We start from the raw sequence: 25,318 nt of genomic DNA, 5'->3' as shown, positions 1-25,318 counted from the left end.
CCTCCCCGGCGCGGGCGGTGCTCTCCGGCTGCACCGGGACGAAGAGCGGCCAGGTGAAGGTGGCCAGCGCGGCGACCGACGCGAGCACCAGCACCACGGCGGTGCGCGGAGCGACCCGCAGCACACTCACGCCGGCTCCCGCTCCGCCACCAGCGCGGCGGCGACCTGATCCACCGTCAGCCACGGCGCCGGGGCCAGCACCTTGGCGACCTGCGGGGCGAAGGCGGGCGAGGCGAGCATGACCTCCGCGGTGCTGCCGTCGGCCACGATCTCGCCGTCGGCCATCACGATCACCCGGTCGGCCAGCGCCGCGACCAACTCCACATCGTGCGTCGCCACCACCACGCCGCGCCCGGCGGCGGCCAGCCCCCGCACCAGCGCGACGAACTGCCGCTTGGCGAGGTAGTCCAGGCCGCGGGTCGGTTCGTCCAGCAGTACCACCGGCGGGGCGGCGGTGAGCTGCACCGCGAGCGCGAGCGCCAGCCGCTGCCCCTCGGAGAGGTCCCGCGGGTGCCGGTCACCGGGCAGTCCGGGGGTGAGCTGGTCCAGCAGGGCGCGACAGGTGCCGGCCGCCGCCTCGGTCTCCTGGTCGGCCTGGTGGCACTCGCCGTCGACCGTCTCCAGGTAGAGCAGGTCGCCCGGGGTCTGCGGAACCAGCCCGACCTGCCGGCGGGCCTGGTGCGCCGGCAGGCTCTTCGGGTCGACGGCCCCCGCCGCGCCGGTCACGGTCACCGCGCCGCCCTGCCGGGGGCCGCTACCCTGCACGGCCCAGAGCAAGCTGGACTTTCCGGAACCGTTGCGGCCCATCAGGGCGACGACCTGGCCAACCTGGAGGTCGAGGTCGACGCCGGCCACGGCCACGGTGCCCGGATACCGTACGACGACCTTCCGCGCGCTCAGCGCCGTCGTCGGGTTCGGGGTGGGAGCCGGCGCGGGGGGCGCTCCCTCGGCGAGCCGACCACGCAGCCCGGCGGCGCGGCGGCGGGCGTCGCGTACCGACAGCGGCAGCGGGTCCCAGCCGGCCAGGCGGCCCAGCTCGACCAGGGGTGGGGCCAGCTCCACGCCGGCCAGCACCGCCGCGGGTGGCCCGTCGAGCACCCGCCCGTCGCCGGGCAGGTAGAGCAGGCGGTCGGCGTACTGCATGACCCGTTCCAGCCGGTGCTCGGCCAGCACCACGGTGACGCCGAGATCGTGGACCAGCCGGGTGACCGCGGCGAGGACGTCCTCGGCGGCCGTGGGGTCCAGCGCGGAGGTGGGTTCGTCGAGCACCAGGACCCGGGGGTGGCTGGTGAGGACGGCACCGATGGCGACCCGTTGCTGTTGTCCGCCGGAGAGGGTCCGGAGTGGCCGGTCGCGCAGCTCGGCGATGCCGAGCAGGTCCAGCGTCTCCTCCACCCGCTTGCGCATCACCGCCGGCGGCAGGGAGAGCTGCTCCATCCCGTACGCCAGCTCCTCCTCGACGGTGTCGGTGACGAACCCGGAGAGCGGGTCCTGGCCGACGACGCCGACGACGTCGGCGAGGTCGCGGGGCGGGTGCCGGCGGGTGTCCCGGCCGTCCACGGTGACCGAGCCGTGCAGGGTGCCGCCGGTGAAGTGCGGCACCAGGCCGTTGATCGCCCGCAGCAGGGTCGACTTGCCGGCCCCGGTACGCCCGGCGACCAGGCACAGCTCCCCCTCCTCGACGGTCAGCGTCACGTCGCGAAGCGGCGGTGGCCCGTCCTCGGTGTAGCGGACGGTCACCCGGTCAAATGTGATCATGTCTGATCTCTCGGGACAGGTGTCGGCGGCGGCGCGAGCCAGGCCGGTACGGCCGCGACAGCGACGGCGAGCAGCAGCAGGGGGGTCAGCTCGGGCCAGGTGAGCGGGCTGACCGGGGGGTAGAGCAGCTCCGGGTCGGCCGTGCCGGCCAGCATCATGAGGCCGGCCGCGGCGATCCCACACCCGGCGACGAGCAGCTCGGCCAGCCGCCAGCGGTCCGGCCGGTAGCGGCTGCGGCGGACCCGGCGGCCGGCCAGCAGCATGCCGCCCACGGCGGCGGCCAGCCCGGCGAGGAGCAGCGGCAGCCCCAGGTAACCGGGTCCGACGGTGTTGAGCAGCCCGTAGGTGCCGGCGCAGACGCCGAGCAGGCCGCCGAGGACCAGCGTGCCGGTGACCGCCCGCTGCCCGGCGGGGACCGCCGCGGTCCGGCCGTAGCCACGCGAGTCCATCGCCGCGGCCAGCGCCAGCGACCGGTCCAACGCGTCGGCCAACACCGGCAGCGCGACCCCCCGGAACGCCCGCGTCCCCCGCCCGGACGCACCCCGCAGCCGGCGGGCCCGCCGGACCCGCAGCACACTCTCCACCAGCTGCGGGGCGACCGACAGGGCGACCACCACCGCCGTGCCCACCGCATACAACGCTCCCGGTACGGCCTTGAGGAGCCGCTTCGGGTTGGCCAGGGCGTTCGCCGCCCCCAGGCAGATCAGCATCGTCGCCAACCGCAGCCCGTCGTAGAACCCACCGAGGACCTGCTCGGCGGCGACCGGCCCGAGCAGGCGGATACCCGCCGCCCACTCCGGCAGCGGGATCTCCGGCAACCGGACCAGCACGTACTCGCCCTGCCCGCCACCGAAGACGATCCGGAACACCACCCGCATCGCGACGATCACCACACCGAGCCAGACGTACATCCGGAACGCCAGCGCCCAGGGGGCGTGCCCGCGTCGCTGCACGACCACCAGCGCGGCGACCGCGACCAGCAGGGTGAGCCCCAGCGGGTTGGTGGTGTGGCTGGCCGCGGTGGCCAGCCCGAGCGCCCACAGCCACCAGGCGCCCGGGTGTAGCCCGCGGGGCAGGCGCCAGGCGGACCAGCGGGCCGACCACCGATCGGCGGCCGTGGAGCGGTCCACCGCGGCGTCAGTCATCCGGGGATCGGCGGTCGCGGGGCGGTCCACCGCGGCGTCAGTCATCCGGGTCGGCGACCCGCCGTCGTCGGGCGGCGACCAGGCCCCCGGCGGCGAGTGTGGCCAGCAGCAGCACCCCGACCAGCGTGCCCAGCGGCACGCCCCCGTCCTCGCGGGCGGCGACGGCGTCGGTCAGCACGGGCTCGTCGGCGGAGCCCGGCCGCGTGGCGGCGGCAGCGGTCTCCGGGGACGGGAAGCCCGCCGCGCTGGCCGACGGCGCGGCGGTGGCCGAGGTCGACGGGCCAACGGTGGTCGGCCCGCCGGTTGCCCCGGGCTGACCACCGTCGGCGGGTGGCGGCGCGCCAGCACCGCCCGCCGGCGGTGGTGCCACCGGTACGTCGCTCGCCGGTGGTGGTGCCGGCGGTGCCGGTGGCGAGGCGGGCGGCGGCGGTGCGGGGCGGCTCGGGGTGACCCCCGGGCGGGGCGCGTCGTCGGGGCGGTTGAGGGAGAACGACCAGCCCTCGAAGCTGCCTGCCGGGGGCGTACGGTTCAGCACCCCCTTGTCGCTGTAGGTCCAGTTGCCCCCGTTCGGGGCGTGCCAGTACGACCAGTAGGCGCTGGCCGGCGGCGTGTCGACGCACTTCTCCGCGCCCGCCGACGGTTTGCCCTCGATCCGGCAGATGAATCCCTCGCCCCAGCGCAGCGTGCCGGTGATCTGGAAGCCGGCGCTCTTCAGCGCGGCCAGCCCGGTGGCCTGGCTGCCCGGGGCGCAGCGGACCACGGTCCCGCCCCCGAGTTCGTTGAAGTCGACCACGACGGTGACGCCGGAGGCGTCCGGGCAGTAGCCGGCGGACCCGGCGGCCGCCGCCGGGCTACCCGGCCCGATCACCGAGCCGGCGGCGACCAGGGCGATGGCCGCGGAGCCACGGAGCGTCCTGCGGCTCAATTCGCCCGCCGACGGCCGAGGATGAGCAGCCCGACGCCGCCACCGAGCAGCAGCACCGCGAGCAGCACGTAGCTGGTGATCGCGGCGCCGGTGGTCGGCAGCCCACCCGGGCTGGAGGTGGTCGGCGTGGGAGTCACCGGAGCGCTGGCGGTCGGTGACGCGGCGGGGGGCTCCGACGGGGCGGTCCCGGTGGCGCTCGGTGTCGGGCTGGCGGTGGCTGTGCCGGTCGGCGTCGGCGATCCGCTGGCGGTCGGCGAGGCGGTGGGGGAGGCGGTGCCGGTCGGGGTGGGCTGCCCGGTCGGCGGCGGGTCGAGGCCGATCCGACCCAGCGGCACCTGGGCGAGCCCGAGCAGGGCCTGGGCGGTGGCGCGACGCCACTCGTCCCGGCTGCCGTCGCCGAGTCCGTTCTCGACGACGGCGGCGAGCCCCTCGGCGTTGTAGGCGATGGCACCCGCCTCCGCGGCAGCCGCCCCGCCGTTGGCCCCGGTTACCTGCAAAGCGGCCAGCGCCACCGCCGCCTCGGTGGCCTCCGGGTCGCGGCCGGCGGCGGCGAGAGCCTGCCCGGCCAGGCCGGTGCTGTTGGAGTTCTTCCCGGCGGTCGGTCCGGAGCCCGCGAACGACCCGTCGGTGTGCTGCTGGGACACCAGCCAGTCCGCCCCGGCGGCGGCCGCGTCGGCGGCGTCGGCGGCGCCGTCCTCGGCGGCGCTCAGCAGTGCCTGCACGGCCATCGCGGTCGAGTCGACGTCGAGGGCGGCGTCGGGTTGGTCGTCGCAGGACGGTGAGGGCCCGTCGGCGGTGTCCGGGTAGAGGCGGAAGCCGCCCGCCGCGCACTGCTGCCGGATGAGGAAGTCCACCACGTCCTGCGGTACGCCGCCGCTGCGGGTCAGGCCCAGCACGGCGAAGGACTGGTCGAAGGTGTTACTGGGGGCCAGGCCGGCCTGCGCTCGGGGCCGGTTGGAGAGCCGTCCCCGCTGGTGGTCGGTGTCCGCTCCGGCGATCAGCGACAGGGTCTCGGCCCGCAGGTCGTAACCGCCGAAGTCGGTGGGGTCGGCGTTGGCGGCGGAGGCGGCGTAGAGCAGTTTCGCGGTCGCCCCGCCGTCGGTGACGTCCTCGGTGCTCCAGTTGTCCCAGCTGTTGTAGGCGCGCACGTTCGCCGCGACCTGGGCGGTCGCTGCCTGCCGGGTCGACGGGTCGACCCCGGTGGCGGAGAGGGCGAGGAGACCGTCGATGGTCAGCCCCCAGTCCCCCGCCTCCGGGTTGAACGGGCTGGGCAGGACGCCGTCGGTGAACTCGTCGGCCAGCCAGGACGCAGCGGCGCGGGCCGCGGCGGCGTGGTCCGGGTCGGGTGCCGCCCCCACGGTTGGGGGAGCGGCGGCCACCGCGGCGAGGGTGGTTGCCGCGGCCACGCCGAGACCGGTGGCGAGGCGCCGGGACAGGGCCATGAGGGGTGCCTTTCGTAGCGGAGGGTGAGCTCCGGCAAGCACCCCGGGGAACGAAAACCCCGCTCCGCGTGCTGCGGTGAGCGGGGTGGACGGACCTCGGCCTTGACCGGACTTCACCCTGTAGACCTCGACAGTGGAAGCCGCTCGTCCCGGGCGGGGCATTCCGGCTCGCGAGAGGGTTCTCTCGCTCACGGCTGCGGGTCAGCGCCGGCATCGCACCGGCTTCCCCCCACACAGGACTTATGCAGTTGTGCCCGGTGCGCACCGGGCGCCCGTCACCGTATCGCCCGGGCGTGCGACGACGCCAGAGCCCGAGACGAGCACCCAGGTGCGCCCCTGGTCACACCGTCGGTGCGGTGGCTCAGGGGGCGGGGATGCTCGGCGGCTCGCTGGCGCCGTAGGACCAACCCTCGACGCTGCCCGGGGCCGGGTCGTAGTTGAGCACGCCCTTGTCGCTGTATTCCCAGTCACCGCCCCGGGGCGCGTGCCAGTACGACCAGTACCCGCTGGCCTGCGGGGTGTCGATGCAGGGCTCGACGTCCGGGGTGGGCAGTCCACCGAGTCGGCAGACGAAGGCCAGGCCCCAGCGGAGGGTGCCCTCGACGGCGAAGCCGGCGTCCTGGATGGCGGCCAGCCCGGTGTCCGGGTCGCCGGGGGCGCACGCGACCTCGACGTCGCCGCCGAACGCGGTGAAGTCGATCACCACGGTGACGCCCGAGGTGCCGTCGCAGGCGTCGGCGCGGGCGGCCTGGGGTGCGGGCTCGACAGCGGTCAGGGCGATCCCGGCGACGGCGGCGGCCAACAGGCCGGCGACGCGGGTGCGGAGGGTGGTTCGGAGGTGGGACACGACCATCAGGAGTGCCTTTCCGCCCTGCGGTCGTCAGAACCCAGCCGATCGCTGCTGGTCAGCGTCGGGTCGGGGCCTCCGACCCGTGGGCCACGACGGGTGGATAGCAGTGCGCGAGTGTGGCGGGTATTCGGGCTCGCCGTCGGGATGCACCTCGACGGCCTACCGTTGCGGGCCAGCGCCGGATTGTGACCGGACTTCCCCCGCACAGACGCGGTGGTTCAGTTGTCGCGACAGTCTGGGGCGGCGCGAGCAGCGCTGTCAAATGCCCCGGGACGGGCGCATGTCCTGAAGACCGCGCATCGGGTGAATCCGACCGAGCCACGCCATCCGGCGTCATTGACGCGGTGGACGTCGCGTGGTGTGCTCAGCACGCAACGGTAATGAAAACCACGATCATTATCAACTGAGGAGGATCATGTCTCTCACCGTGCCACCGGACCTGCTGCGCTCCGCCGAGTCGGGCCCCGTTGACGACGGCGCCTTCGTCTCCTGCGTCCGCGACTCCCTGCCGTACGCCTGGCAGACCGTCAGCCGGGTGGCGGCGGAGCTGGCGTCCTCCGACGCCGAGTTCGCCGACAACGTCGTCCCGCCGCCGACCGAGGAGGAGCGGGGTCAGCTCCTGCGTGCGCTGGCCAGTGACGCCATCCGGTCCAGCCTCGAGCGTCACTTCGGCGTCAAGCTGGCCTTCCAGAACTGTCACCGGGTCGCGGCGTTCCGGCACTCCGTAGTGGACTCGGAGACCTACCGCCGCTTCATCTCCGTCCGCGGTCAGCTACTCAACCAATCTCCCGAGCTGCGCAACTGTTGATCCGGCTACCGCCCGGCGACCGGCGGGTTGATCCACCCCCGTCGGCGTCGGGCACCCCCGATCTTCGCAGTAGCCTGACAGTGCGGCGCTCGTCCGCGGCGAGAGTAGTGACTGGTGCATGAAGTCGCCGATCGCGGTGAAGGCCGCACCCTCGCGCACCGTCGGCTTCGCCCGCACCTGGGGAGCGGCGGGCTTGGCCAGCAAGAGCGCACCCTCGGTGCGGCATCCACCCGTTCAACAAGGTGGGCATGGCCAGTCCGGACTTCAAGGGGTGGCTGGCCGTTCGCCCCTCCAAATTAGTAGCGGCGAGGAGTTGGCGTGCCGTAGAGACGCCCCGAAAAGTTACCCTTTAACCGTATTGATCGATGAGAGTCATAATGGTGTCACCGCCAGTGTTGCGCCAGTTGGACCATAGGTAGCAAAGATGCTAGTTGCATTAGCCTCGGCTGGGTGCTAGTTGCCGCCATAGGGAAGGCTGGCTCTGCTTCCGGAGTGCGTTCCAAACGGGGATGAATATCGCCACTTGAGATGTGGGCTGATCGTGTGAAACTATGTCGACACTAACTACGACGGGGGTCGAGTGGGTTAGAGTCGCCCCCGATTGGGGGAAGTTCGCGTGAAGAGTGTGACAAGATCGCCAGGTCGTATGCTGTTGGCGGCCACTTCGGTTTTCGCTGTCGCTCTGGGTTTCCCGGGCGCTGCCCAAGCCGATGTCGTTGCCCAGCAAAATCCGGATGACGTCAGCATCCAGTCACAGGACGTGTGGACGGAGTACTGGGAAGGCGCCAACCTGATCGGCATCGGTAAATTCAATGCAGATCCGGTCGACGCGATTCCGGGGGATTCGATCCAGGCGTGCGACTATTACCCCGACGGCTGGCGGGTTGAGGTTCGGATGGACATCAATCCCACCGGAACCTGGGAGACTGATCGGGTTGCTACGACCCACGGCCATAAATCCCCCTACTGTAGCCCGTGGGAGGGTGGAAACTTGGCGGAGGAGACTCCGGTATTGGTGAAGGTCTGTAAGGTTCTGGATGACTCTGAGGAGCATTGCGAGGATCCTGTCCCTGGCTGGGCGTAGAAGGCCCACTGAAGGTATTTCCTTCATCTGGTAGTGCAATGCTGCGGTGATCTTCGTTCCTTGGGTTACCGCAGCATTGGCCTGCGTCGTTTACATAGAGAAGAGTTCGTCCCATTTCATTGCCGCATCGTTGTGGTGAAACGTAGGGTGTAGCACCGGGACGTGGAGGAGGCGCGACTGATCGCCGCCATCTGCTCGGCCTCCGCGTAGCCGCACCGCGCGAGCGTGGGGTAGTCGCTCGGCGGTTTCTCTCAGTGGGTGCAGCACCTCCGTGAGCGGGACTGACTCCAACGGCATCGACATGACCTCAACACCATGTGGTCATCTACTCCGCGATTTCCTGGAATGCGTCAGTAGTAGCGGAGACATCGGCTAGCTGGGGGGCTTCGGCGGGCTGATCTTGCGGAACCGCTCGTGCGCGGACTGGCGGCTGATGCCGAGCGCGTTGAGTTCGGCCGCCGTCTCGCAGCGTGTCGGAGCGGTTGAGCAGCCAGCCGGGCGGAGTGGCGGCCAGGAGTGGCCGGACGTGACCGCCCCACTCGGCGGTGGCCATCCAGCGTCCCTCGTCAGAGACCGGGTAGTCCCGGCCACCTTCGCCGCCACCCGCGAACAGGCCAACGGCGTTGACCAGGTGCTGTGGGTGCCGACCCGGCCGGCGCTCGGCTTCGGCCTGCCCCTGCCGGAGCAGCCCTGGTGGTCACCGACCGCCTTCGGCTTCCCCGGGCACGGCGGCTCACTCGGCTACGCCGACCCGGCCAGCGGGATCGCCTTCGGGTACGTGACGAACGGGCTGCGCGTCACCATGGCCCCGGACCCCAGGACGACGGGCCTGATCGAGGCCCTCCGGTCGGTGCTCTCCCACCAGACAGTCTGAAACACGCCTTACGGGGCGTCGATCATGGTGGTGGCCATGTATATGGCGGGTTCGGCGCAGGTCCGTGGCATCCGGGTCGGTCAGGGAGAAATAGGGGACAGTCCGGATGCTCTGGGTCGCGACGTGGCGAAAGATAGCTCAGCATGCAGAACCGAGTGACAGCAGCGCTACTCCGCTATGTCGAGCAGACGTACGGGCCGGACATGTGGCGCCGGCTGGCCACGGCCACTACGACGGTGCCCTCAGCAATGAGAACGCTGAAGGGCCGCCGTTTCGTGGCCTCGATCCTTGCCCTACCTCTCGCACTGGTGACCACCGCTCTCACCGTGGTGCTCGCCGGCATCATGCTGATCAATGTCGGCTACCCGCTGCGGCAGGTGCTCGGTCTGGGTGGCCACGAGGGCAGCATATGGGCCAGCACCTACTACGACGCGTGGGGCGGTCCTACCCTGCTGGGTGCCTGGGCGGTGCACGCAATGCTCGCGACACTGGTCCTTTTTCCACTGCTGGGTTGGGCCATCCGCGGCCTCGTTCAGCTTCAGCTACGCCCCGCCAGGACGACGATCGCATCTCCGCGTACGGTGGATGCGGTCGTAGCGTCCGGAGAACGTGGGCGGCCCCGAGCCCGTAGACCAGCCGGGACGCGCAGGCGGAATGCCCGGTGGCGGCGTGTCCGTATTGCTTTCGCGGCCTTCGGTTCGGTGTACGTGTTGGCACTGCTGGCGAACTCGGCGGGAATCGGTGACAACGTCATCTGGGTGCCGCGCGACGTGCTGAGTAGTTGTGCGCTGATCGTCGTCCTCAGCCCGCTGATCGCCGCCGCGGTGCTGGTTTTCCGCGCGGACCCGGCCGATCGGTGAGCGCTCAACGCGTACCTGTGGTGTCGGGTATGTCGAGCACAGATCAGGCGTTGGCGATCGAGGCGGCGTCGGCGGGAGCCACGGTCGTCCGCAACCACTATGGATCCACACTGGCCCGGTTCGCGAAGGGTGCCGGAGACTTCGCCACCGCGGCCGACCTCGCGGCGGAAAAGGCGATCCTGGACCTTCTCCGCGCGGCGCGCCCGGATGACCTCCTGGTGGGGGAGGAGAGCGGGCGCTCCGGCGCTGGCGACAGCGGACGTCGATGGCTGGTTGACCCGTTGTGCGGGACCTTGAACTATGCGGTGCGCAGCATGTTGGTCGCGGTCAATGTGGCGCTGCAGGCCGGTACGCAGGCAGTGGTGGCCGCCGCGGCTGACCCGTTCAACGACGAGGTGTTCTGGACCGACGGCACCGCCGCCCACCTCCGTCGGGGCGGTACGGACGAGCGGCTCGTTCCCTCGGCCGACTCCGCGCTGGTGGACCTCAACCTGGATCCGCCGTTTCCCAACGGGGAGGTCTTCCACGCTGCTCGGATCCTGACTGATGCCGGCTTCACCGCGCGGTTTCGCCCCCGGGTGCTCTCCACCACCCTGGCCGTGACCTGGGTCGCCGCCGGCCGCCGCGCCGGCTACGTCACCGACGGCCACGAGTTGCGGGACAGCGTGCACTTCGCCGCCGGGATCGCTCTCTGCGAGGCGGCGGGTTGCGTGGTCTCCGGAATCGACGGACGGCCGCCCCACTCCGGGCTGGGTGGTCTGGTCGTGGCTGCCGACGAGCGGACGCACCACGCCCTGCTTAAGTCCATTGAGAACCAAAGGCCGGCCTGAGTAGGGTTGCGGCGGTTTCCGGGTCGCCAGGGTGAGGGAGTTAGTACGGTGCAGCGGGTGACGATCCATCGGGACGGGGTGGCGCTGTCCTGCCTCGTGGGCGGCTCCGGCGACGAGGTGGTTGTGCTGTTGCACGGGCTGGCCGGCAGCGCGGCGGAGTTCGTGCCGACGGCGGAGGCGCTGCTGCCGGAGCACCGCGTGATCGTGGTGGATCAGCGCGGGCACGGTCACTCGACCCGGCGGCCGCAGGATCTCTCCCGCCGGGCGTACGTCGAGGATGTGCTCGCTGTGGTCGCTGAGCTCGCGGGCGGCGTGCCGGTGACGGTCGTGGGCCAGTCGATGGGTGGGCACACCGCGCTGCTCTTCGCCGCCGAGTATCCCGAGCTGGTGCGTCGGCTGGTGCTGCTGGAGGGCGGGGTCGGGGGCCGCGAGGAGCGGGGGGACTACCCGGCCGAGCTGGGTGCCTTCTTCGCCTCGTGGCCGGTGCCGTTCGCCGATGTTCGCCAGGCCGCCCAGTTTCTGGGCGACACCCCGGTGGCGCAGGCCTGGCTGCGGGACCTGGACCGGCGCCCGGACGGGCTCTGGCCGCGATTCGAGGCGGGGGTGATGCGGGGGGCTATCGCGGCCGTCGCCGACCGGGCCTGCTGGGACGAGTGGCAGCGGGTGCAGGCCCCCACCCTGCTGGTGTTTGGCGAGCACGGGATCATCCCCGCCGCCGAGGTGCGGCGCATGGTGTCCCTGCGTCCGGATGTCGAACGGGTGGTTGTTGCCGGCGCCGGGCACGACGTCCACCTGGAAGACCGGGGCGCCTGGGTGCGCGCCTTGGGGCAGTTTCTCCACCGCTGACACGCCGACACGACATCTGGTGTTGCATGTCGGGTGGGGGTGGCATATATGGTGTCTCCCGTAGCTGGTTCGGCGCTCCCACCGGGAGTGGCCGAGGCAAGAGGGAACCCGGTGGAAGTCCGGGACTGCCCCGCAGCGGTGAGTGGGAACGACCGCCGTCATCACGCACTGGGCTGATCGAAGCCTGGGAAGCGACGGCCAGTAGGCGACCGGGTCCCCGGGCGTGCCCGCGAGTCCGAAGACCTGCCAGCGCGCCGTACGCGTCGCGTGCGGCGGTTGGCGGCCGCGCGGGACGGCCGACACCCGCAGCCGCCCGGTGTGGTCAGCCACCGGGCGAATGATTGTGGTGTCCCCCTGCGCGTTCGTCGACCTTGTCGGCAGGTGGAGGAGGGGGAGATGACGGCGACGCGGGAACGTGCCACGAGCGGTCCGGCCGGGGAGACGACGACGACGCGGGAACGCGCCACGGACGGTCCGGCCGGTGCGGCGCAGCAGCAGCGGCGGCAGGTGATGGAGGTCCGCAAGCGCAACGGCGACACCGAGCCGGTGGACGTCAACAAGATTGTCCGCGCGGTGGAGCGGTGGGTCGGCGACCTGAACGAGGTGGACCCGCTGCGGGTGGCGACCAAGACGATCAGCGGCCTGTACGACGGGGCGACAACGGCCGAGCTGGACCGGCTGTCGATCCAGACGGCGGCGGAGCTGATCGGCGAGGAGCCGCAGTATTCGAGGCTGGCGGCGCGGCTGCTGGCCGCGTACGTGGACAAGGAGGTCCGGGGGCAGCAGGTCGCGAGCTTCAGCCAGTCCATCCGGTACGCCCACGGCCTCGGGCTGATCAGCGACGACACCGCCGCCTTCGTGTCCCGCAACGCCCGCAAGCTCGACGACGCGGTGGACCCCGCCGGCGACCTGCGGTTCGAGTATTTCGGGTTGCGTACGGTCGCGGACCGCTACCTGCTGCGGCACCCGCAGTCGCGGCTGGTGGTGGAGACCCCGCAGTACTGGCTGCTGCGGGTGGCCTGCGGGCTGTCCCGGACGCCGGCCGAGGCGATCGGGTTCTACCGGCTGATGTCGTCGCTGGCGTACCTGCCCAGCTCACCGACGCTGTTCAACTCCGGCACCCGGCACACCCAGATGTCGTCGTGTTTCCTGGTCGACTCGCCGCGCGACGAGCTGGACTCCATCTACCAGCGGTACCACCAGGTCGCGAAGCTGTCGAAGTTCTCCGGCGGCATCGGCATCGCCTGGTCGCGGGTCCGCGGCCGGGGCGCGCTGATCCGGGGAACGAACGGCCGGTCGAACGGGATCGTGCCGTTCCTGAAGACCCTCGACGCCGGCGTCGCCGCGGTCAACCAGGGCGGCCGGCGTAAGGGCGCGGCCTGCGTCTACCTGGAGCCCTGGCACCCCGACATCGAGGAGTTCCTGGAGCTGCGGGACAACACCGGCGAGGACGCCCGGCGTACGCACAACCTGAACCTGGCCAACTGGCTGCCGGACGAGTTCATGCGCCGGGTCGAGGCGGACGGCGACTGGTCGCTGGTGGACCCGTCCGACGCCCCGGAGCTGCCCGACCTGTACGGCGCGGAGTTCGACGCCGCCTACCGGGTCGCGGAGAAGAAGGCGGTCCGTACGGTCAAGGCGCGGGACCTGTACGGGCGGATGATGCGCACCCTGGCGCAGACCGGCAACGGGTGGATGACCTTCAAGGACCGTTCGAACGCGCTGTCCAACCAGACCGGGGCGCCCGGCAACACGATTCACCTGTCGAATCTCTGCACCGAGATCCTTGAGGTCAACAACGACGCCGAGACCGCGGTGTGCAACCTGGGCTCGGTCAACCTGGGCACCCACGTCAGCGCCGACGGGGTGGACTGGGCGAAGCTGCGGGAGACCGTCCGTACCGCGATGGTCTTCCTCGACCGCGTGATCGACATCAACTACTACCCGGCCGAGCAGGCGGCGGCCTCCAACCCGCGTTGGCGGCCGGTCGGGCTCGGGCTGATGGGGCTGCAGGACGCCTTCTTCACGCTGCGGCTGCCGTTCGACTCGGCCGAGGCGCGGGAGCTGTCCACCCGGGTGCAGGAGGAGATCTTCCTGACCGCGTTGGAGACCTCCGCCGAGCTCGCCGAGCGGTTCGGCCCGCATCCCGCGTACGCCGAGACCCGCGCCGCCCGGGGCGAACTGCACCCGGAGCTGTGGGGGGCCGAGCCGGCGCAGCCGAGGCGGTGGGCCGAGCTGAAGGCGCGGGTCGCGGAGCACGGTCTGCGGAACTCGCTGCTGGTGGCGATCGCCCCGACCGCGACGATCGCCTCGATCGCCGGCTGCTACGAGTGCATCGAGCCGCAGGTGTCCAACCTGTTCAAGCGCGAAACCATGTCCGGCGAGTTCCTGCAGGTCAACACCTACCTGGTCGGTGAGCTGAAGACGCGCGGGTTGTGGACGGCCCCGATCCGGGACGAGATCAAGCGGGCGGAGGGGTCGGTGCAGGGCATCGCCGAGCTCCCCGCCGAGGTGCGGGAACTGTTCCGGACGGCGTGGGAGCTGCCGCAGCGGGCGCTGATCGACCTGGCGGCGGCCCGGGCCCCGTACATCGACCAGTCGCAGTCGCTGAACCTGTTCCTGGCCGCGCCGACGATCGGCAAGCTCTCCTCGATGTACCTGTACGCCTGGAAGTCCGGGCTGAAGACCACCTACTACCTGCGGTCCCGTCCCGCGACGCGGATCCAGCAGGCCACCGTCGCCGTCACCCCGACCCCGTCGAGCTCCGCCGGGGCCGACGCCGAGGCGCTGGCCTGCTCCCTGGAAAACCCCGAAAGCTGCGAGGCATGCCAATGACCACCGACGCCGAGACCCGTACCGCGACCGCCGGGACCGGTGGCGGGCGGCAGCTGCTGCTCGACCCCGGCATGGATCTGACCCTGCGCCCGATGCGGTACCCGCACTTCTTCGACCGGTTCAAGGAGGCGATCAAGAACACCTGGACGGTGGAGGAGGTGGACCTGCACTCCGACCTCGCCGACCTGGCGAAGCTCTCCCCGGCCGAGCGGCACCTGGTGTCCCGGCTGGTCGCGTTCTTCGCCACCGGCGACACGATCGTCGCCAACAACCTGGTGCTCAACCTCTACCAGCACGTCAACTCCCCGGAGGGCCGGCTCTACCTGTCCCGGCAGCTCTTCGAAGAGGCGGTGCACGTCCAGTTCTACCTGAACCTGCTGGACACCTACGTGCCGGAGGAGAAGGAGCGGTTCGCGGCGTTCGCGGCGGTGGAGAACATTCCCTCGATCGCCCGCAAGGCCGAGTTCTGCTTCCGGTGGATCGACTCGATCTTCGAGCTGCGGGAGCTGCGGACCCGGGCGGACCGGCGGGCGTTTCTGCTCAACCTGATCTGCTTCGCCGCCTGCATCGAGGGCCTGTTCTTCTACGGCGCCTTCGCCTATGTCTACTTCCTCCGCTCCCGGGGTCTGCTCAACGGTCTCGCGTCCGGCACCAACTGGGTGTTCCGCGACGAGTCCATGCACATGGCCTTCGCCTTCGACGTGGTGGAGACCGCCCGCGCCGAGGAGCCGGACCTCTTCGACGCCGACCTGGAGCAGCAGGTCCGGGAGATGATGGCGGAGGCGGTCGACTGCGAGGTCCAGTTCGCCGCGGATCTGCTCGAGCAGGGGGTGTCCGGGCTGTCCCTGGCCGACATGCGGGAATACCTCCAGCACGTCGCGGACCGGCGGCTGGTCACGCTGGGGATCACCCCGATGTACGGCAGCCAGAACCCGTTCGCCTTCATGGAGTTGCAGGACGTACAGGAGTTGTCGAACTTCTTCGAGCGGCGGGTGTCGGCGTACCAGATGGGCGTCAGCGGGAGCGTCACCTTCGACGACGACTTCTGATCCGAAGCTGGGCGCGCGGTTGGTTTCGGGCTTGACCTTGACGCAGCGTCAACCCTGCACGCTGGGGTCATGTCGATAGATCTTCAGCAGGTACCGGGGCAGAGCCGGGAGCCGGCGATCCAGGTACGCGGCCTACACAAGTCCTTCCAGGAGCTGCAGGTGCTACGCGGCGTCGACTTCGACGTCGCGCCGGGCAGCGTCTTCGCGCTGCTCGGCTCCAACGGGGCGGGCAAGACCACGGTGGTACGGATCCTGTCCACGCTGCTGCGCTCGGATGCCGGTGCGGCCACCGTGAACGGCTTCGACGTTGCCGCGCAGGCGGGAAAGGTGCGTGCGTCGATCAGCCTGACCGGGCAGTTCGCCGCGGTCGACGAGGTTCTCAGCGGGCGGGAGAATCTGGTGCTGGTCGCCCGGCTGCGGCGGCAGCGGGAGCCGGGTCGGGTCGCGGATGACCTGCTGGCCCGCTTCGCCCTCACCGACGCGGCGAACCGCCGGGTGGCGACGTACTCGGGTGGGATGCGTCGTCGCCTCGACCTCGCGATGAGTCTGGTGGGGAAACCACCGGTGATTTTCCTCGATGAGCCGACGACCGGGCTGGACCCGCAGGCGCGGCTGGAGGTGTGGCAGGCCGTCCGGGAACTCGCCAGCCAGGGTACGACGGTGCTGCTCACCACCCAGTATCTGGACGAGGCCGAGCAGCTCGCGGACCGGATCGCGGTCCTGCACGAGGGGCGCATCATCGCCAACGGCACGCTCGCCGAACTGCGGCGGCTGTTCCCGCCCGCGACCGTGGAGTACGTCGAGAAGCAGCCGTCCCTGGAGGACATCTTCCTGGCCATCGTCGGCGGCGGGGACACCGCCGTGCCGACCGCATCCACCGCACCGGTACGAGCAGCTAAGGACCCCCGATGACCGGCAACTTCCTCAGCGACACCACCGCCCTGACCCAGCGTTCCCTGCGCCACATCGCCCGCAGCCTGGACACCATCATCACGACCGCGATCACGCCGATCGTCCTTATGCTGCTCTTCGTCTACGTCTTCGGCGGTGCGGTCGACGCCGGCTCGGATAACTATGTGAACTACCTGCTCCCCGGCATCCTGCTCATTACTGTGGCGTCGGGCATCTCCTACACCGCGTACCGGCTTTTCCTGGACATGAAGGGCGGCATCTTCGAACGGTTCCAGTCCATGCCGATCGCCCGCTCGGCCGTACTGTGGGCGCACGTGCTGACCTCGCTGGTCGCCAACCTGATCTCGCTCGTGGTGGTGGTGCTGGTCGCCCTCGCGATGGGGTTCCGCTCCGGGGCGGGCGTGCTGGCCTGGTTGGCGGTCGCGGGGATCATGCTGTTGTTCACCCTGGCTCTGACCTGGCTGGCCGTTATCCCCGGGCTGGCCGCGACGTCCGTGGAGGGGGCGAGCGCCTTCTCCTATCCGCTCATCTTCCTGCCGTTTATCAGCTCGGCGTTCGTGCCCACGGAGAGCATGCCCGGCCCGGTACGCGCCTTCGCCGAGAACCAGCCGGTCACCTCCATCATCGACACGGTCCGCGGTCTGTTGGCGCAGCAGCAGGTCGGCGCCGACCTGTGGGTCGCCCTCGCCTGGTGCGTCGGCCTGTTCGCGGTCGCGTACGTCGTAGCCAGGGCCGTCTACCATCGCAAGGTCACGTGACGTTGGGACCCGGCGGGGAGGTAGCCATGCTGACGATCGGGCGGCTGGCCTCCTACGCCGGGGTTTCCATCCGTGCGGTGCGGCACTACCACCAGATCGGGCTCCTGCCGGAGCCGGAACGCGACGCCTCCGGCTACCGGAGCTACGACGCCGCCGCGGTGCTGCGCCTGATCCGGATCCGGACCCTCGCCGAGGCCGGCGTCCCGCTGGCCCGGGTCCGGGAGCTGCTCGATGCCGACCCGGAGACGTTCGCCGCTGCGAGGATCGAGGTCGACCGGGAGCTGCGGGCGCGGATCCGCACCCTCCAGGAGCACCGGCGGCGGGTCGCGCAGCTGGGCTCCGTCGAGTCGCTGGCGGTCCCCGAGGAGGTGGCCGACTACCTGAAGCGGCTCCGGGGCATCGGCGCACCGCCGATGCTCGTCGAGGCGGAGCGCGACGCGTGGATCCTGATGGCCGCGCGCTTCCCGGAGACGATCACGGAGATCATCGCCGACAAGGTGGCTCAGCTCGCTGACCCGAAGGTCCGCCGGCTCTACCAGCTCCTCAGCCGACTCGAGGTGGAATCGGAGAACGACGATCTACTGCGCGAGATCGCGGACCTGCTGAGCGACCAGTACGAGGAGGCGGCGGCGAACGGGGTGCTGGACCAGCAGGACGAGTTGATTCCGGACCAGGCGTTCGTCCGGTTGCTGGATTCGTTCTCCTTTGGTGCCCACCCCGTCGTCGCCCGGCTGGCCGAGTTGCTCGCCGAACGTGGCTGGACCGGATGGAGTCGGGTGGAGAGGCGCAAGCCCTGAGCCCGAGCCCGCGGCCGAACCCGTGCACTCATGGTCACTCTGGATGATCCATCGCGACGGCTGCTGTTACATCCAAGCTGGCGAACCTTCGATACTGTGCGGGGTCGCACGAGGGGGAGGTGCTGATGCATCCGGGATTCGCGGTTGATGTGGACGCCCTGGAGAGTGTGGGGGCGCAGGTGGAGGCGACGGCGGCGATGTTGCGGGAGTCGGTGCGGGTGGCTGGTGCCGGGCTGGCGCCGGCGTCGCCGCCGGGTTCGGCTGCGGTGGTCGCGGCGCAGGGTGCGGAGCGGGCATGGCTGGCGGAGCTGCGCCGGCTGGTGGAGGAGTTGGATGGCTTCGGTGCGGATTTGAGCGCTTCGGCGCGGGAGTATCGGGCCGCGGATGAGGTGAACGCTGATGGGTTGCGGCGCTCGGGGGTGCTACCGCGGTGAGTGATCTGACGTTGCGGGATGTGCTCGATTTCCGGCCGGATCCGTGGCATGAGTCGGCGCGGGTGTGGGGTCAGCTTGCGCAGGGGATCGACGATGCCGCTGAGCAGCTGATCCGGGGGAGCCGGGATCTTGTTCATGTGTGGCCGGACGGTCGGGCTTCGGCGGCTGCGGTGGGCAAGGGCGAGGCGTTGCGGGCTGAGGTGAGTAACGCGTACAACCCGGCGAAGCGGGTCGCGGATGCGTTGGAGCAGCACGCGTACGCGATGGTGGGGTTGCGGCGGCAGGCAGAGGAGATTGTCGCTTCGGCGCGGGTGGCTGGTTATCGGGTGGACATGGTGACTGGGGCGACTGCGCCGCCGCCGTCGGCGGACATGGCTGGTGGCTTGGATCGTGCCAGTCGGGCTACCGAGTCGGTGCTTCAGTATTTGCCGACGGTGGTGGAGTATGCGCGGGCGCAGGATGATGCGACTGCTAATGCCATTGCGGTTAATGTGCCGTCGCCGCGGGTGGGTTTCGGGACGGGTCAGCTCGATGGGGTTTCTCGTGGGGTGTTGGAGGCGCAGGCGGGGCGGAGTCCGGCTGAGATTCATGCGTGGTGGGAGTCGTTGACTCCGTTGCAGCAGGAGCAGGCGTTGCGGGAGTTCCCGGACCTGGTCGGGCAGCTGGACGGCATTCCGATCTCTGATCGGGACGTGGCCAACCGTACGGTGTTGGAGCGTCAGAGTGATCTATTGCAACAGGCGTTTCGCGCTGCTAATGAGCATCCTTACGATCACGAACTCCTGCCGGCCGATACGAGGCTATTGCTCGAGCGCGGGCGTGCTGAGCTGGCCAGTAAGCTGCGGGGCATCGACGCGATTACCTCCCGGTTGAACGATCCGAATCGGCCGGAGGCGTACCTCATCGGGTTCTCCAGCGACGGGGACGGTCGGGCGATCGTCTCGGTCGGCAACCCGGACACCGCCGAGAATGTGCTCACCTACGTGCCGGGCACTGGCGAGCAACTTTCCAGTGCCGGTGGCGGGCTGAAGCGTATGGACGCCATGGCCCAGGACGCCGCTTGGGCGGCGGGGGGTGAGAAGACGTCGGTGGTCTACTGGTATGGCTACGACGCGCCGGACGCGATTTCTGATGCTGGTGGAGAATCATACGCCGAGGGCGGCGGTCCGGTCCTAGACAGGTTCCAGAGTGGGCTGCGGGCTACTCACGATGCGGAGAGCCCGTCGCGCAACACGGTGCTTGGTCATAGTTATGGCTCTACGGTTATCGGTCACGCCGCTCGGGACTCTGACTTCGATGCTGATGCTGTGGTGTTCGTCGGTTCGCCTGGTGTTGGCGTTGATCACGCTTCCGAGTTGGCTGGCCTGCGCCCCGATCAGGTTTGGGCCACCACGGCGAAGCATGACATTATTGGTTTGGTTCCGGACTGGGGTTCCACGCACGGCAAGGATCCCAGTGAGGCTGACTTCGGGGCGCGGGTTTTCCGCAGTGACCCGGGTAGCTTCTCTGATATGACCGGCGCCCACTCCGCCTACTGGGAAGAAAATAATACTGCGCGCACAAATATTGCAGAGATTGTCACCGGTCAAGCTGGATAAAAGGTGAACTGACATGGCTTATCGGCGGGTAGGTGCCGTGCTGACCGCGGCTGTCTTGATCGCATTTACGACGGCTGGCTGTTTGGGAAAGGATAGCGCTATGCAACCTACCGAGACGCTTGCGCAAGCGGCTGAACGAGTTGAGGAGATTCTGCAGGAGGCGATCGCCCAGTTGCCGTCCGACGCTACTATCGATAGACGTCCTAACTTGGATGGTGTCCCGTGCGATCTTTCCACCGGGCCGGTGCTCTCGGAGCGAAGCGCTCAGGTTATCCCGCCCGTCTCCGGCACGTGGTCGGAGACCGATGTTTTGTCGATCCTTTCCGAGTTCTGGGAGCGCAGGGGCTACACGGCATTTATCGACGAGAATTCTAGCAACCAGCACCGCTACTTCGTCCGAACCGACGATGGCTACAAGCTTTCGGTTCGTACTTATGATCGGGGTGGGCATTACGATGTCCGCCTGGGTGCTAGCTCACCTTGTGTGTGGGAGTTTGGGACGCCTGGGCCGCAGTAGTGGCGGGGTCACATCCAGTCGACCGGCGAGGTGGTGCGGTCGGTAGCGAAACGCGGGTGGTTTCGGGCTTGACCTTGACGCAGCGTCAACCTTGCACGCTGGGGTCATGTCGATAGATCTTCAGCGGACGCCGGGGCAGGCCCGGGAGCCGGCGATCCAGGGGCGCGGCCTGCACCCCGCGCTCAGTCCTGGCGGGGGTCCAGGACGACGACCGGGATCTCGCGGGTGGTCTGCTTCTCGTACTCGAGGTACTGCGGGAAGATGCCCGTCATCAAGGGCCAGAGCCGCTCGCGCTCGTCCGGCGTTGCCGGGCGCGCCGTGACCGTGAACTTCTCCGTCTTCACCTGCACCGACGCCTCGGCCTCGGCCATCAGGTTCTCGTACCACAGCGGGTTGCGGGGCTTGGCTCCGTTTGAACCGGCCACCACGAAGCTGTCGCCGTCGCGGCCGTAGATGAGGGCAGTGCGGTAGAGCTTGCCACTGCGCCGTCCCTTGTACGTCAGCAGCAGCGACGGGTACCCGTAATAGTCGTGGCCCACCTCGCCGCCGGTGGCCAGGTACTGCTGAATGTGGCTGGACACCCAGGGCACCTTACTGTTCTCCACCCCGTTGGCAGCCGGCTCCGGAGCGGCCCCCGGCCTGGCCGTCGCCTGGATGGCGTTCCAGTAGACCTCCTCAGGCTGTTCACCCACGAAGGTCCGGTCGTCGGTGAAGCGGACGATCGGCACACTGGTGGCCCCCGCCTCCCGAACCAGGCGCAGGCCTTCGCGTACTTGTTGCTCGACTCCTGCGTCGTCGGATGTTACGCCCAACTCCTCCGCGAGCCGGTCCAGCGTGTGCGGGTCGCCGATGTTCAGCCCGTCGGTGAAATGCGCCCGGAAGAGCCGCTCAACCGCCCGCTCCGCCAGATTCTGCCGGGCCGCGCGAGCGACCAGGGTGTGCGCGCCGAAGGTGCCGGTGGCGATCGCCCGCTCGTAGTGCAACTCCAGGCCGTCCTGCGTGGCTGCGGCAGCCAGGTGACCAACGCTGCCGACGGCCGCTGCGCCGAACGTTTGCTCCAGCGCCTCCAACAGTGGCGATCCCGTTGTCGGCGCCCCGGGTGCCAGCTCGAACGGCGCGAACCGGATCTCGATGTCACCGCCCTGCTCTCGCCATCGGGCCACGGCGCGCTCCAGCCTGGTGAAGCCGATGTACGAGTGCACGCAGATGAAGTCCAGCACCATGTCCACGTGTAGCTTGCCGTCCACGTTGCTCATGAGTCCAATTTTTTAACCTCAACCTAGATTGAGGTCAAGCAGTTCCCCGCTGGAATTCAGTAGGGGCTGTGCCATGCGCGAGGCGCGGATCACCGAGCGGGTTAGGGTCCGTCGTTAACGGCAGTAGACGCGGAAAAGGCCCGGCCTCCGTGAGGGAGCCGGGCCTTTTCCGGGGCTGGTCAGTGTCGCTTGGCGAAGTCGACGAAGGTTTGCCACACCGTCGGGTGGAACTGGAGGGTGCCGCCGTCCCGGTCCTTGGTGTCGCGCACGAGCACGACGCTGGGCAGGTTGTCGGCCACCTCGACGCACGACCCGCCGTTGGATCCGGACCGCGTTGATTTGTGCCACCGGGCACCAGTCATGTCCATGTCTGCGCCGCCTTTTTGATCAGGTCGAGGGACTGCCTGCGGGGGAGGGCCTCACCCCGGACCGCCTCCCACGTTCGCTGGAGGGTAGCAAGGTCATCGGCTCCGTTCACCACCTGCGCGCGCACCTGGTGATCGAGGTGGGTCACCATCGAGCCGTCGCCGAGAGTGGCCAGGATGAAGCCGCCCTGTAGCCCAGGGTAGATGCCGGCCTCGTCTGGCACCACGAGGATCTGCACGTGCGGTAGCTCCGCCATCTTCACCAGGTGGGCGACCTGCTCGGCCAGCACGCCCGGCTGGCCGACCACCGGCCGGCGGAGCACCATCACGTCGATGACCGCCACGAGTTGGACGGGCTGGTCACCGGAGAGAATCGCTTGCCGCCCAAGTCGGGAAAATACCCGCTGCTCAAGGTCATCGGTGTAGAGCAGGTTGTGCGACAGGGTTGCCCGCGCGTATGCCTCCGTCTGTAGCAGGCCGGGTACCCACGCCGGCTCGTACCAGCGGAGTAGGGTCGCTTCCTGCTCGAACTCGATCCACTCGCGCAACCAGTCCGGGTCGGCCTTGGCGAGTTGCCGGAGCATCCGGCTGAATCGGCCGTCCTGACCCTCCCGGAACGCGGGGTCGTGGGCCCGGTCGACCGCGACCGCGTAGTCCGGCGTGAGGGGACGGCCGCCGGTCTCGACGGCGCTCACGTGCGACGCCGAGTAGCCGATGCTGCGGCCGAAGTCCTCCTGACTGAGAGCCAGGGTTTGGCGAAGTAAGCGAAGCTCCATCAGCACGTAGTCCATGACACTGCCCATCGCTGCCCACTTTCTGCTCGGTTTTTCGCGCGTCTCCTCACGGCTGCCCATCGCTGCCCAATCAGGCCCAAGATCTGCTCGATCAGCGTGAGCAGGTATCGAAACCCGGCCGGTCCTATCGAGACTGTCACTCATGCGGACCTGTTCTTCGCCGAGGGTAGCGGGGATGGGTCCTGCCCAGGGCCCCGCCCGCATTCGGCAAGAGCGGGTGGGGCCCTGTCCAAGGACACCAGGAGGTAGTCGTGAAGATCCGTTGGTTCAGCCGCCGCCGGAGGAACAAGCCGCCGACCGGGGCGCACCGATCGAACGCCCCGTACCGTCCCGCGGTACCACCACCAAACCGGCCGGCGAACCGGCCACCAAATCGGCCACCAACCCGGCCAGCGAGCCTGCCGGTCAACCTGCCGGCGTGGATGACCCAACCCACCCTCGCCGAACCCCAACCCGGACGCGTCGGCCGACTCACCCCCGCCCAGGAGTGGCGAGCCAACGGAGGCCGCTGGTGAACCACCACCACCTCCCCCAACCACGACTCGGCCCCCACCCCCAACACCCCCGCCACCGAACAGGAAACCGGCCACCCCACACACCACTACGACCCATGTGGGCCTGCCGCGCCTGCGGCCACCCCTGGCCCTGCGCCGAAGCCCGCCTCCTCCTCAAAGCCGAATACGACACCCGGCACCCAAGCCTCACCATCTACCTCGCCGGACTCTGCTACGAAGCCATGCACGACCTCTACCACCTCAACCCCCACGACGGACCAAACCCACGGGAGCTGTTCGACCGCTTCGTCGCCTGGGGGCCGTTCCGGCGGTCGGCCGGAACGGGCCCGGGGTGAGGCCCGCGGTGGCGGACCGCGAGCCCCAGTCGCCGGTCAGCCGAGCACGACCTCATGTCGGTACGCCTGCACCCGGGCGCCGTCAACGAGGACAACCTCCACCCGGCTCCCATCGTCGGCGTGCCGCTGCACGGCGTGAATCGGCTTACCGGCATGCTCGGCGATCCGGTCCTGGTCGGCGCGATCGGGCCGGAAGACCCAGTTCAGGTTTACGGGATTGTTCGACACCTGCACCCCCGGATTGGCACGTTTGTTCGAGCACCGAGTTTAGTCGCGCCAGCGCCCACGTCGGTGCGCGACACGTCGGCCGTACGGTCACAGCCAGGTCCTAGGATGTGGGTGTGCCTGCCCGATCCTCTGCGCCGCGACGTGCCACCGGCTCACGGAAGCAGCGAGAACCCCGTAGCCCGGTCCCCCCGACCGAGGTCAGCCACTGCGAGGCGACGGCGCTGGAGCCGGAGTCGACGCTGGAACGCCAGGCGCTCTACCGGGTGCGGCTGGCCGGCCAGGACGCCGCCACGGTGACTTTTCGGCAGTGCCGGTTCCGTGGGGCGGACCTCTCCGAGTGCCGGCTGGATCAGGTGGTGTTGACCGACTGCCTGGTGACGGATTCCAGCTGGGCAAATCTGCGCGCCGACGGCGGAGAGCTGGCCCGGGTGCGGCTGGAGCAGTGCAGGATGACCGGCGTGACGGTGGCGGACGGCGTACTGCGGGATGTGACCCTGGTGGGGTGCCGCGTGGACCTGTCGGCGTGGCGGATGACGACCTTTGACGCGGTGCGGTTCGAGGACTGCAACCTTCAGGGCGCCGACTTCACCAACGCGGACCTGCGGGGTGCGACGTTTCGGAGCTGCGACCTGACCGGGGCGGTGTTCCATCACGCGTCGATGGAGGGCACCCGGTTTCGGGGCTGCACCCTGGCCGGTGTCGGCGACTTCTCCAGTTGGCGTGGCGCCGTGGTGGACCACGAAGATCTGATCAGCCTCTCGTACGGCCTGGCCCAGGCGGCCGGCATCCGCGTTGAGGGCTGACGGCGGGCCGCCGACACTGCTGGCGGCCCGCCGTGGCACTGGTGGGTCAGTAGACCCAGGCGTCGTACGCGTCCAGGGCCTCCACCACCGGCTGGTGGTAGCCGCGGGCGTTGTCGTTGGGGCAGCCGCCACCCTGGCCGCCGGAGTGGATTCCAAGTGCGAAGTTGTCAGCGAAGACAGCGCCGCCGCTGTCGCCCGAGGCGGAGCAGATGTCGGTGACGATCAGGTCGTAGACTGGGCCTTCCGGATAGTTGGCCGTGCCGTCAACAGCGAGCACTGTGCCGCTGTGTGTCCCGGTGGTGGAGCCGGTGCGGGTGACGTCCTGGCCGACCCAGGCGTAGCCGCGGGCGGTGATATCCCGCCAGCTGCCGTCGACCTTGACGTGGCCGTAGCCGTGCTTTCCTTCTTCGTAGCGGACGATGCCGTAGTCGTCTCCCGGCCAGCTCTTGTGGATCGCGGCTCCCATCAGGTCTGTCCTGCTGGAGTCCGCATACCAGTTTTCGGTCCCGGTGATGCAGTGCCCGGCGGTGAGGAAGTAGTAGTCGTTGTCGTCCTTCACATTGAAGCCCAGGCTGCAGCGGTATTTCTGGTTCCAGACCTTTTCGCCGCCGATGACGTCGGTGCTGAGGGTGCCGGTGTGGGCTTCGATGCGGACGGCGCCGTTGGTGCGGGCGGCTGCTGCTTTGACTTGGGTGAGTTT

At 69.6% G+C, this 25,318-nt stretch carries 25 protein-coding genes, 2 pseudogenes and 3 riboswitches; of the genes and pseudogenes, 16 read left to right on the top strand and 11 right to left on the bottom strand.

Annotated elements, in window-relative coordinates; translation table 11 throughout:
* Positions 1–126: 126 nt before the first annotated feature.
* The 5 genes from H0524_RS06440 to H0524_RS06420 all read right to left on the bottom strand — a co-directional run bounded on the left by H0524_RS06440 (position 127) and on the right by H0524_RS06420 (position 6,123).
* Entirely contained in the window at positions 127–1,758 is a 1,632-nt protein-coding gene (locus tag H0524_RS06440; RefSeq protein ID WP_180197832.1) for an ABC transporter ATP-binding protein, read from the bottom strand.
* Entirely contained in the window at positions 1,755–2,903 is a 1,149-nt protein-coding gene (locus tag H0524_RS06435; protein WP_180198051.1) for a CbiQ family ECF transporter T component, read from the bottom strand. Before H0524_RS06435 ends, H0524_RS06440 begins: the two co-directional genes overlap by 4 nt.
* Positions 2,904–2,940: 37 nt before the next feature.
* Positions 2,941–3,828, bottom strand: coding sequence for a hypothetical protein (locus H0524_RS06430; protein WP_180197831.1), 888 nt, complete (start codon positions 3,826–3,828; stop codon positions 2,941–2,943).
* Positions 3,825–5,270 carry a prenyltransferase/squalene oxidase repeat-containing protein gene (locus tag H0524_RS06425; RefSeq protein WP_180197830.1) on the bottom strand — a complete coding sequence of 482 codons (1,446 nt, stop codon included), beginning with the start codon at positions 5,268–5,270 and terminating at the stop codon, positions 3,825–3,827. Before H0524_RS06425 ends, H0524_RS06430 begins: the two co-directional genes overlap by 4 nt.
* A gap of 134 nt (positions 5,271–5,404) precedes the next feature.
* Positions 5,405–5,543: riboswitch (cobalamin riboswitch) on the bottom strand.
* 88 nt (positions 5,544–5,631) lie between these two features.
* Complete coding sequence (locus tag H0524_RS06420) at positions 5,632–6,123, bottom strand: hypothetical protein (protein WP_180197829.1); 492 nt, start codon at positions 6,121–6,123, stop codon at positions 5,632–5,634.
* Positions 6,124–6,220: 97 nt separating this feature from the next.
* Positions 6,221–6,368: riboswitch (cobalamin riboswitch) on the bottom strand.
* A 167-nt stretch (positions 6,369–6,535) separates the two neighbouring features.
* Here H0524_RS06420 and H0524_RS06415 point away from each other — a divergent pair.
* Both H0524_RS06415 and H0524_RS06410 read left to right on the top strand, forming a co-directional pair.
* Positions 6,536–6,928: an SCO5389 family protein gene (locus H0524_RS06415; protein WP_180197828.1), complete on the top strand. Its 393-nt coding sequence runs from the start codon at positions 6,536–6,538 to the stop codon at positions 6,926–6,928.
* Positions 6,929–7,544: 616 nt separating this feature from the next.
* Positions 7,545–8,012 carry a hypothetical protein gene (locus tag H0524_RS06410; RefSeq protein ID WP_309225033.1) on the top strand — a complete coding sequence of 156 codons (468 nt, stop codon included), beginning with the start codon at positions 7,545–7,547 and terminating at the stop codon, positions 8,010–8,012.
* Between the two features lie 372 nt (positions 8,013–8,384).
* On the opposite strand, the pseudogene H0524_RS06405 reads toward H0524_RS06410, so the two are convergent.
* Positions 8,385–8,637, bottom strand: a pseudogene (locus tag H0524_RS06405) (hypothetical protein); the annotation flags it as partial.
* Here H0524_RS06405 and H0524_RS06400 point away from each other — a divergent pair.
* The 12 genes and pseudogenes from H0524_RS06400 to H0524_RS06345 all read left to right on the top strand — a co-directional run.
* Positions 8,596–8,886: pseudogene (locus H0524_RS06400) on the top strand (esterase); the annotation flags it as partial. The pseudogenes H0524_RS06405 and H0524_RS06400 sit on opposite strands and share 42 nt — an antisense overlap.
* 143 nt (positions 8,887–9,029) lie before the next feature.
* Entirely contained in the window at positions 9,030–9,746 is a 717-nt protein-coding gene (locus tag H0524_RS06395; RefSeq protein WP_255435818.1) for a hypothetical protein, read from the top strand.
* A gap of 29 nt (positions 9,747–9,775) precedes the next feature.
* Positions 9,776–10,576, top strand: a complete 801-nt coding sequence (locus H0524_RS06390) for an inositol monophosphatase family protein (RefSeq protein ID WP_180197827.1) — start codon at positions 9,776–9,778, stop codon at positions 10,574–10,576.
* A 48-nt stretch (positions 10,577–10,624) separates the two neighbouring features.
* The gene (locus H0524_RS06385; RefSeq protein ID WP_180197826.1) at positions 10,625–11,422 is read left to right on the top strand and encodes an alpha/beta fold hydrolase; all 798 of its coding nucleotides are present in this window, start codon (positions 10,625–10,627) and stop codon (positions 11,420–11,422) included.
* A gap of 48 nt (positions 11,423–11,470) precedes the next feature.
* A riboswitch (cobalamin riboswitch) is annotated at positions 11,471–11,688 on the top strand.
* Positions 11,689–11,818: 130 nt separating this feature from the next.
* Positions 11,819–14,257, top strand: a complete 2,439-nt coding sequence (locus H0524_RS06380; RefSeq protein ID WP_180197825.1) for a ribonucleoside-diphosphate reductase subunit alpha — start codon at positions 11,819–11,821, stop codon at positions 14,255–14,257.
* The gene (locus tag H0524_RS06375; protein ID WP_180198048.1) at positions 14,254–15,306 is read left to right on the top strand and encodes a ribonucleotide-diphosphate reductase subunit beta; all 1,053 of its coding nucleotides are present in this window, start codon (positions 14,254–14,256) and stop codon (positions 15,304–15,306) included. Before H0524_RS06380 ends, H0524_RS06375 begins: the two co-directional genes overlap by 4 nt.
* Positions 15,307–15,375: 69 nt before the next feature.
* Positions 15,376–16,218 (top strand): ABC transporter ATP-binding protein, encoded by an 843-nt coding sequence (locus H0524_RS06370; protein WP_180197824.1) that lies wholly within the window; start codon positions 15,376–15,378, stop codon positions 16,216–16,218.
* Complete coding sequence (locus H0524_RS06365; protein WP_180197823.1) at positions 16,215–16,976, top strand: ABC transporter permease; 762 nt, start codon at positions 16,215–16,217, stop codon at positions 16,974–16,976. Before H0524_RS06370 ends, H0524_RS06365 begins: the two co-directional genes overlap by 4 nt.
* A gap of 26 nt (positions 16,977–17,002) precedes the next feature.
* Positions 17,003–17,773 carry a MerR family transcriptional regulator gene (locus tag H0524_RS06360; RefSeq protein WP_180197822.1) on the top strand — a complete coding sequence of 257 codons (771 nt, stop codon included), beginning with the start codon at positions 17,003–17,005 and terminating at the stop codon, positions 17,771–17,773.
* A gap of 119 nt (positions 17,774–17,892) precedes the next feature.
* Complete coding sequence (locus tag H0524_RS06355) at positions 17,893–18,207, top strand: type VII secretion target (RefSeq protein WP_180197821.1); 315 nt, start codon at positions 17,893–17,895, stop codon at positions 18,205–18,207.
* On the top strand, positions 18,204–19,805 hold the full coding sequence (locus tag H0524_RS06350; protein WP_180197820.1) for an alpha/beta hydrolase: 1,602 nt from the start codon (positions 18,204–18,206) through the stop codon (positions 19,803–19,805). The genes H0524_RS06355 and H0524_RS06350 overlap by 4 nt, the downstream gene beginning before the upstream one ends.
* Before the next feature lie 13 nt (positions 19,806–19,818).
* Positions 19,819–20,322, top strand: a complete 504-nt coding sequence (locus H0524_RS06345) for a hypothetical protein (protein ID WP_180197819.1) — start codon at positions 19,819–19,821, stop codon at positions 20,320–20,322.
* A 182-nt stretch (positions 20,323–20,504) separates the two neighbouring features.
* Here the strand turns inward: H0524_RS06345 and H0524_RS06340 are convergent, their stop codons facing one another.
* The 3 genes from H0524_RS06340 to H0524_RS06330 form a co-directional block, all read right to left on the bottom strand.
* Positions 20,505–21,578 (bottom strand): nitroreductase/quinone reductase family protein, encoded by a 1,074-nt coding sequence (locus H0524_RS06340; protein ID WP_180197818.1) that lies wholly within the window; start codon positions 21,576–21,578, stop codon positions 20,505–20,507.
* Between the two features lie 179 nt (positions 21,579–21,757).
* Positions 21,758–21,940 (bottom strand): DUF397 domain-containing protein, encoded by a 183-nt coding sequence (locus tag H0524_RS06335; protein ID WP_026184770.1) that lies wholly within the window; start codon positions 21,938–21,940, stop codon positions 21,758–21,760.
* Positions 21,937–22,746: a helix-turn-helix transcriptional regulator gene (locus H0524_RS06330; RefSeq protein ID WP_180197817.1), complete on the bottom strand. Its 810-nt coding sequence runs from the start codon at positions 22,744–22,746 to the stop codon at positions 21,937–21,939. Before H0524_RS06330 ends, H0524_RS06335 begins: the two co-directional genes overlap by 4 nt.
* Positions 22,747–23,248: 502 nt before the next feature.
* Here H0524_RS06330 and H0524_RS06325 point away from each other — a divergent pair.
* Positions 23,249–23,587 (top strand): hypothetical protein, encoded by a 339-nt coding sequence (locus H0524_RS06325; RefSeq protein ID WP_180197816.1) that lies wholly within the window; start codon positions 23,249–23,251, stop codon positions 23,585–23,587.
* A 36-nt stretch (positions 23,588–23,623) separates the two neighbouring features.
* On the opposite strand, the gene H0524_RS06320 is transcribed toward H0524_RS06325, so the two are convergent.
* On the bottom strand, positions 23,624–23,821 hold the full coding sequence (locus H0524_RS06320) for a hypothetical protein (RefSeq protein WP_180197815.1): 198 nt from the start codon (positions 23,819–23,821) through the stop codon (positions 23,624–23,626).
* A gap of 101 nt (positions 23,822–23,922) precedes the next feature.
* On the opposite strand from H0524_RS06320, the gene H0524_RS06315 reads away from it, so the two are divergent.
* Positions 23,923–24,618, top strand: a complete 696-nt coding sequence (locus H0524_RS06315; RefSeq protein WP_180197814.1) for a pentapeptide repeat-containing protein — start codon at positions 23,923–23,925, stop codon at positions 24,616–24,618.
* A 46-nt stretch (positions 24,619–24,664) separates the two neighbouring features.
* Here the strand turns inward: H0524_RS06315 and H0524_RS06310 are convergent.
* On the bottom strand, positions 24,665–25,318 hold a 654-nt coding region (locus tag H0524_RS06310; RefSeq protein WP_180197813.1), incomplete at its 5' end, for a S1 family peptidase.

The organism is Salinispora sp. H7-4 (assembly GCF_013416675.1).
GTDB lineage: Bacteria > Actinomycetota > Actinomycetes > Mycobacteriales > Micromonosporaceae > Micromonospora > Micromonospora vitiensis.
This window is presented reverse-complemented; position numbering and strand designations above follow the sequence as displayed.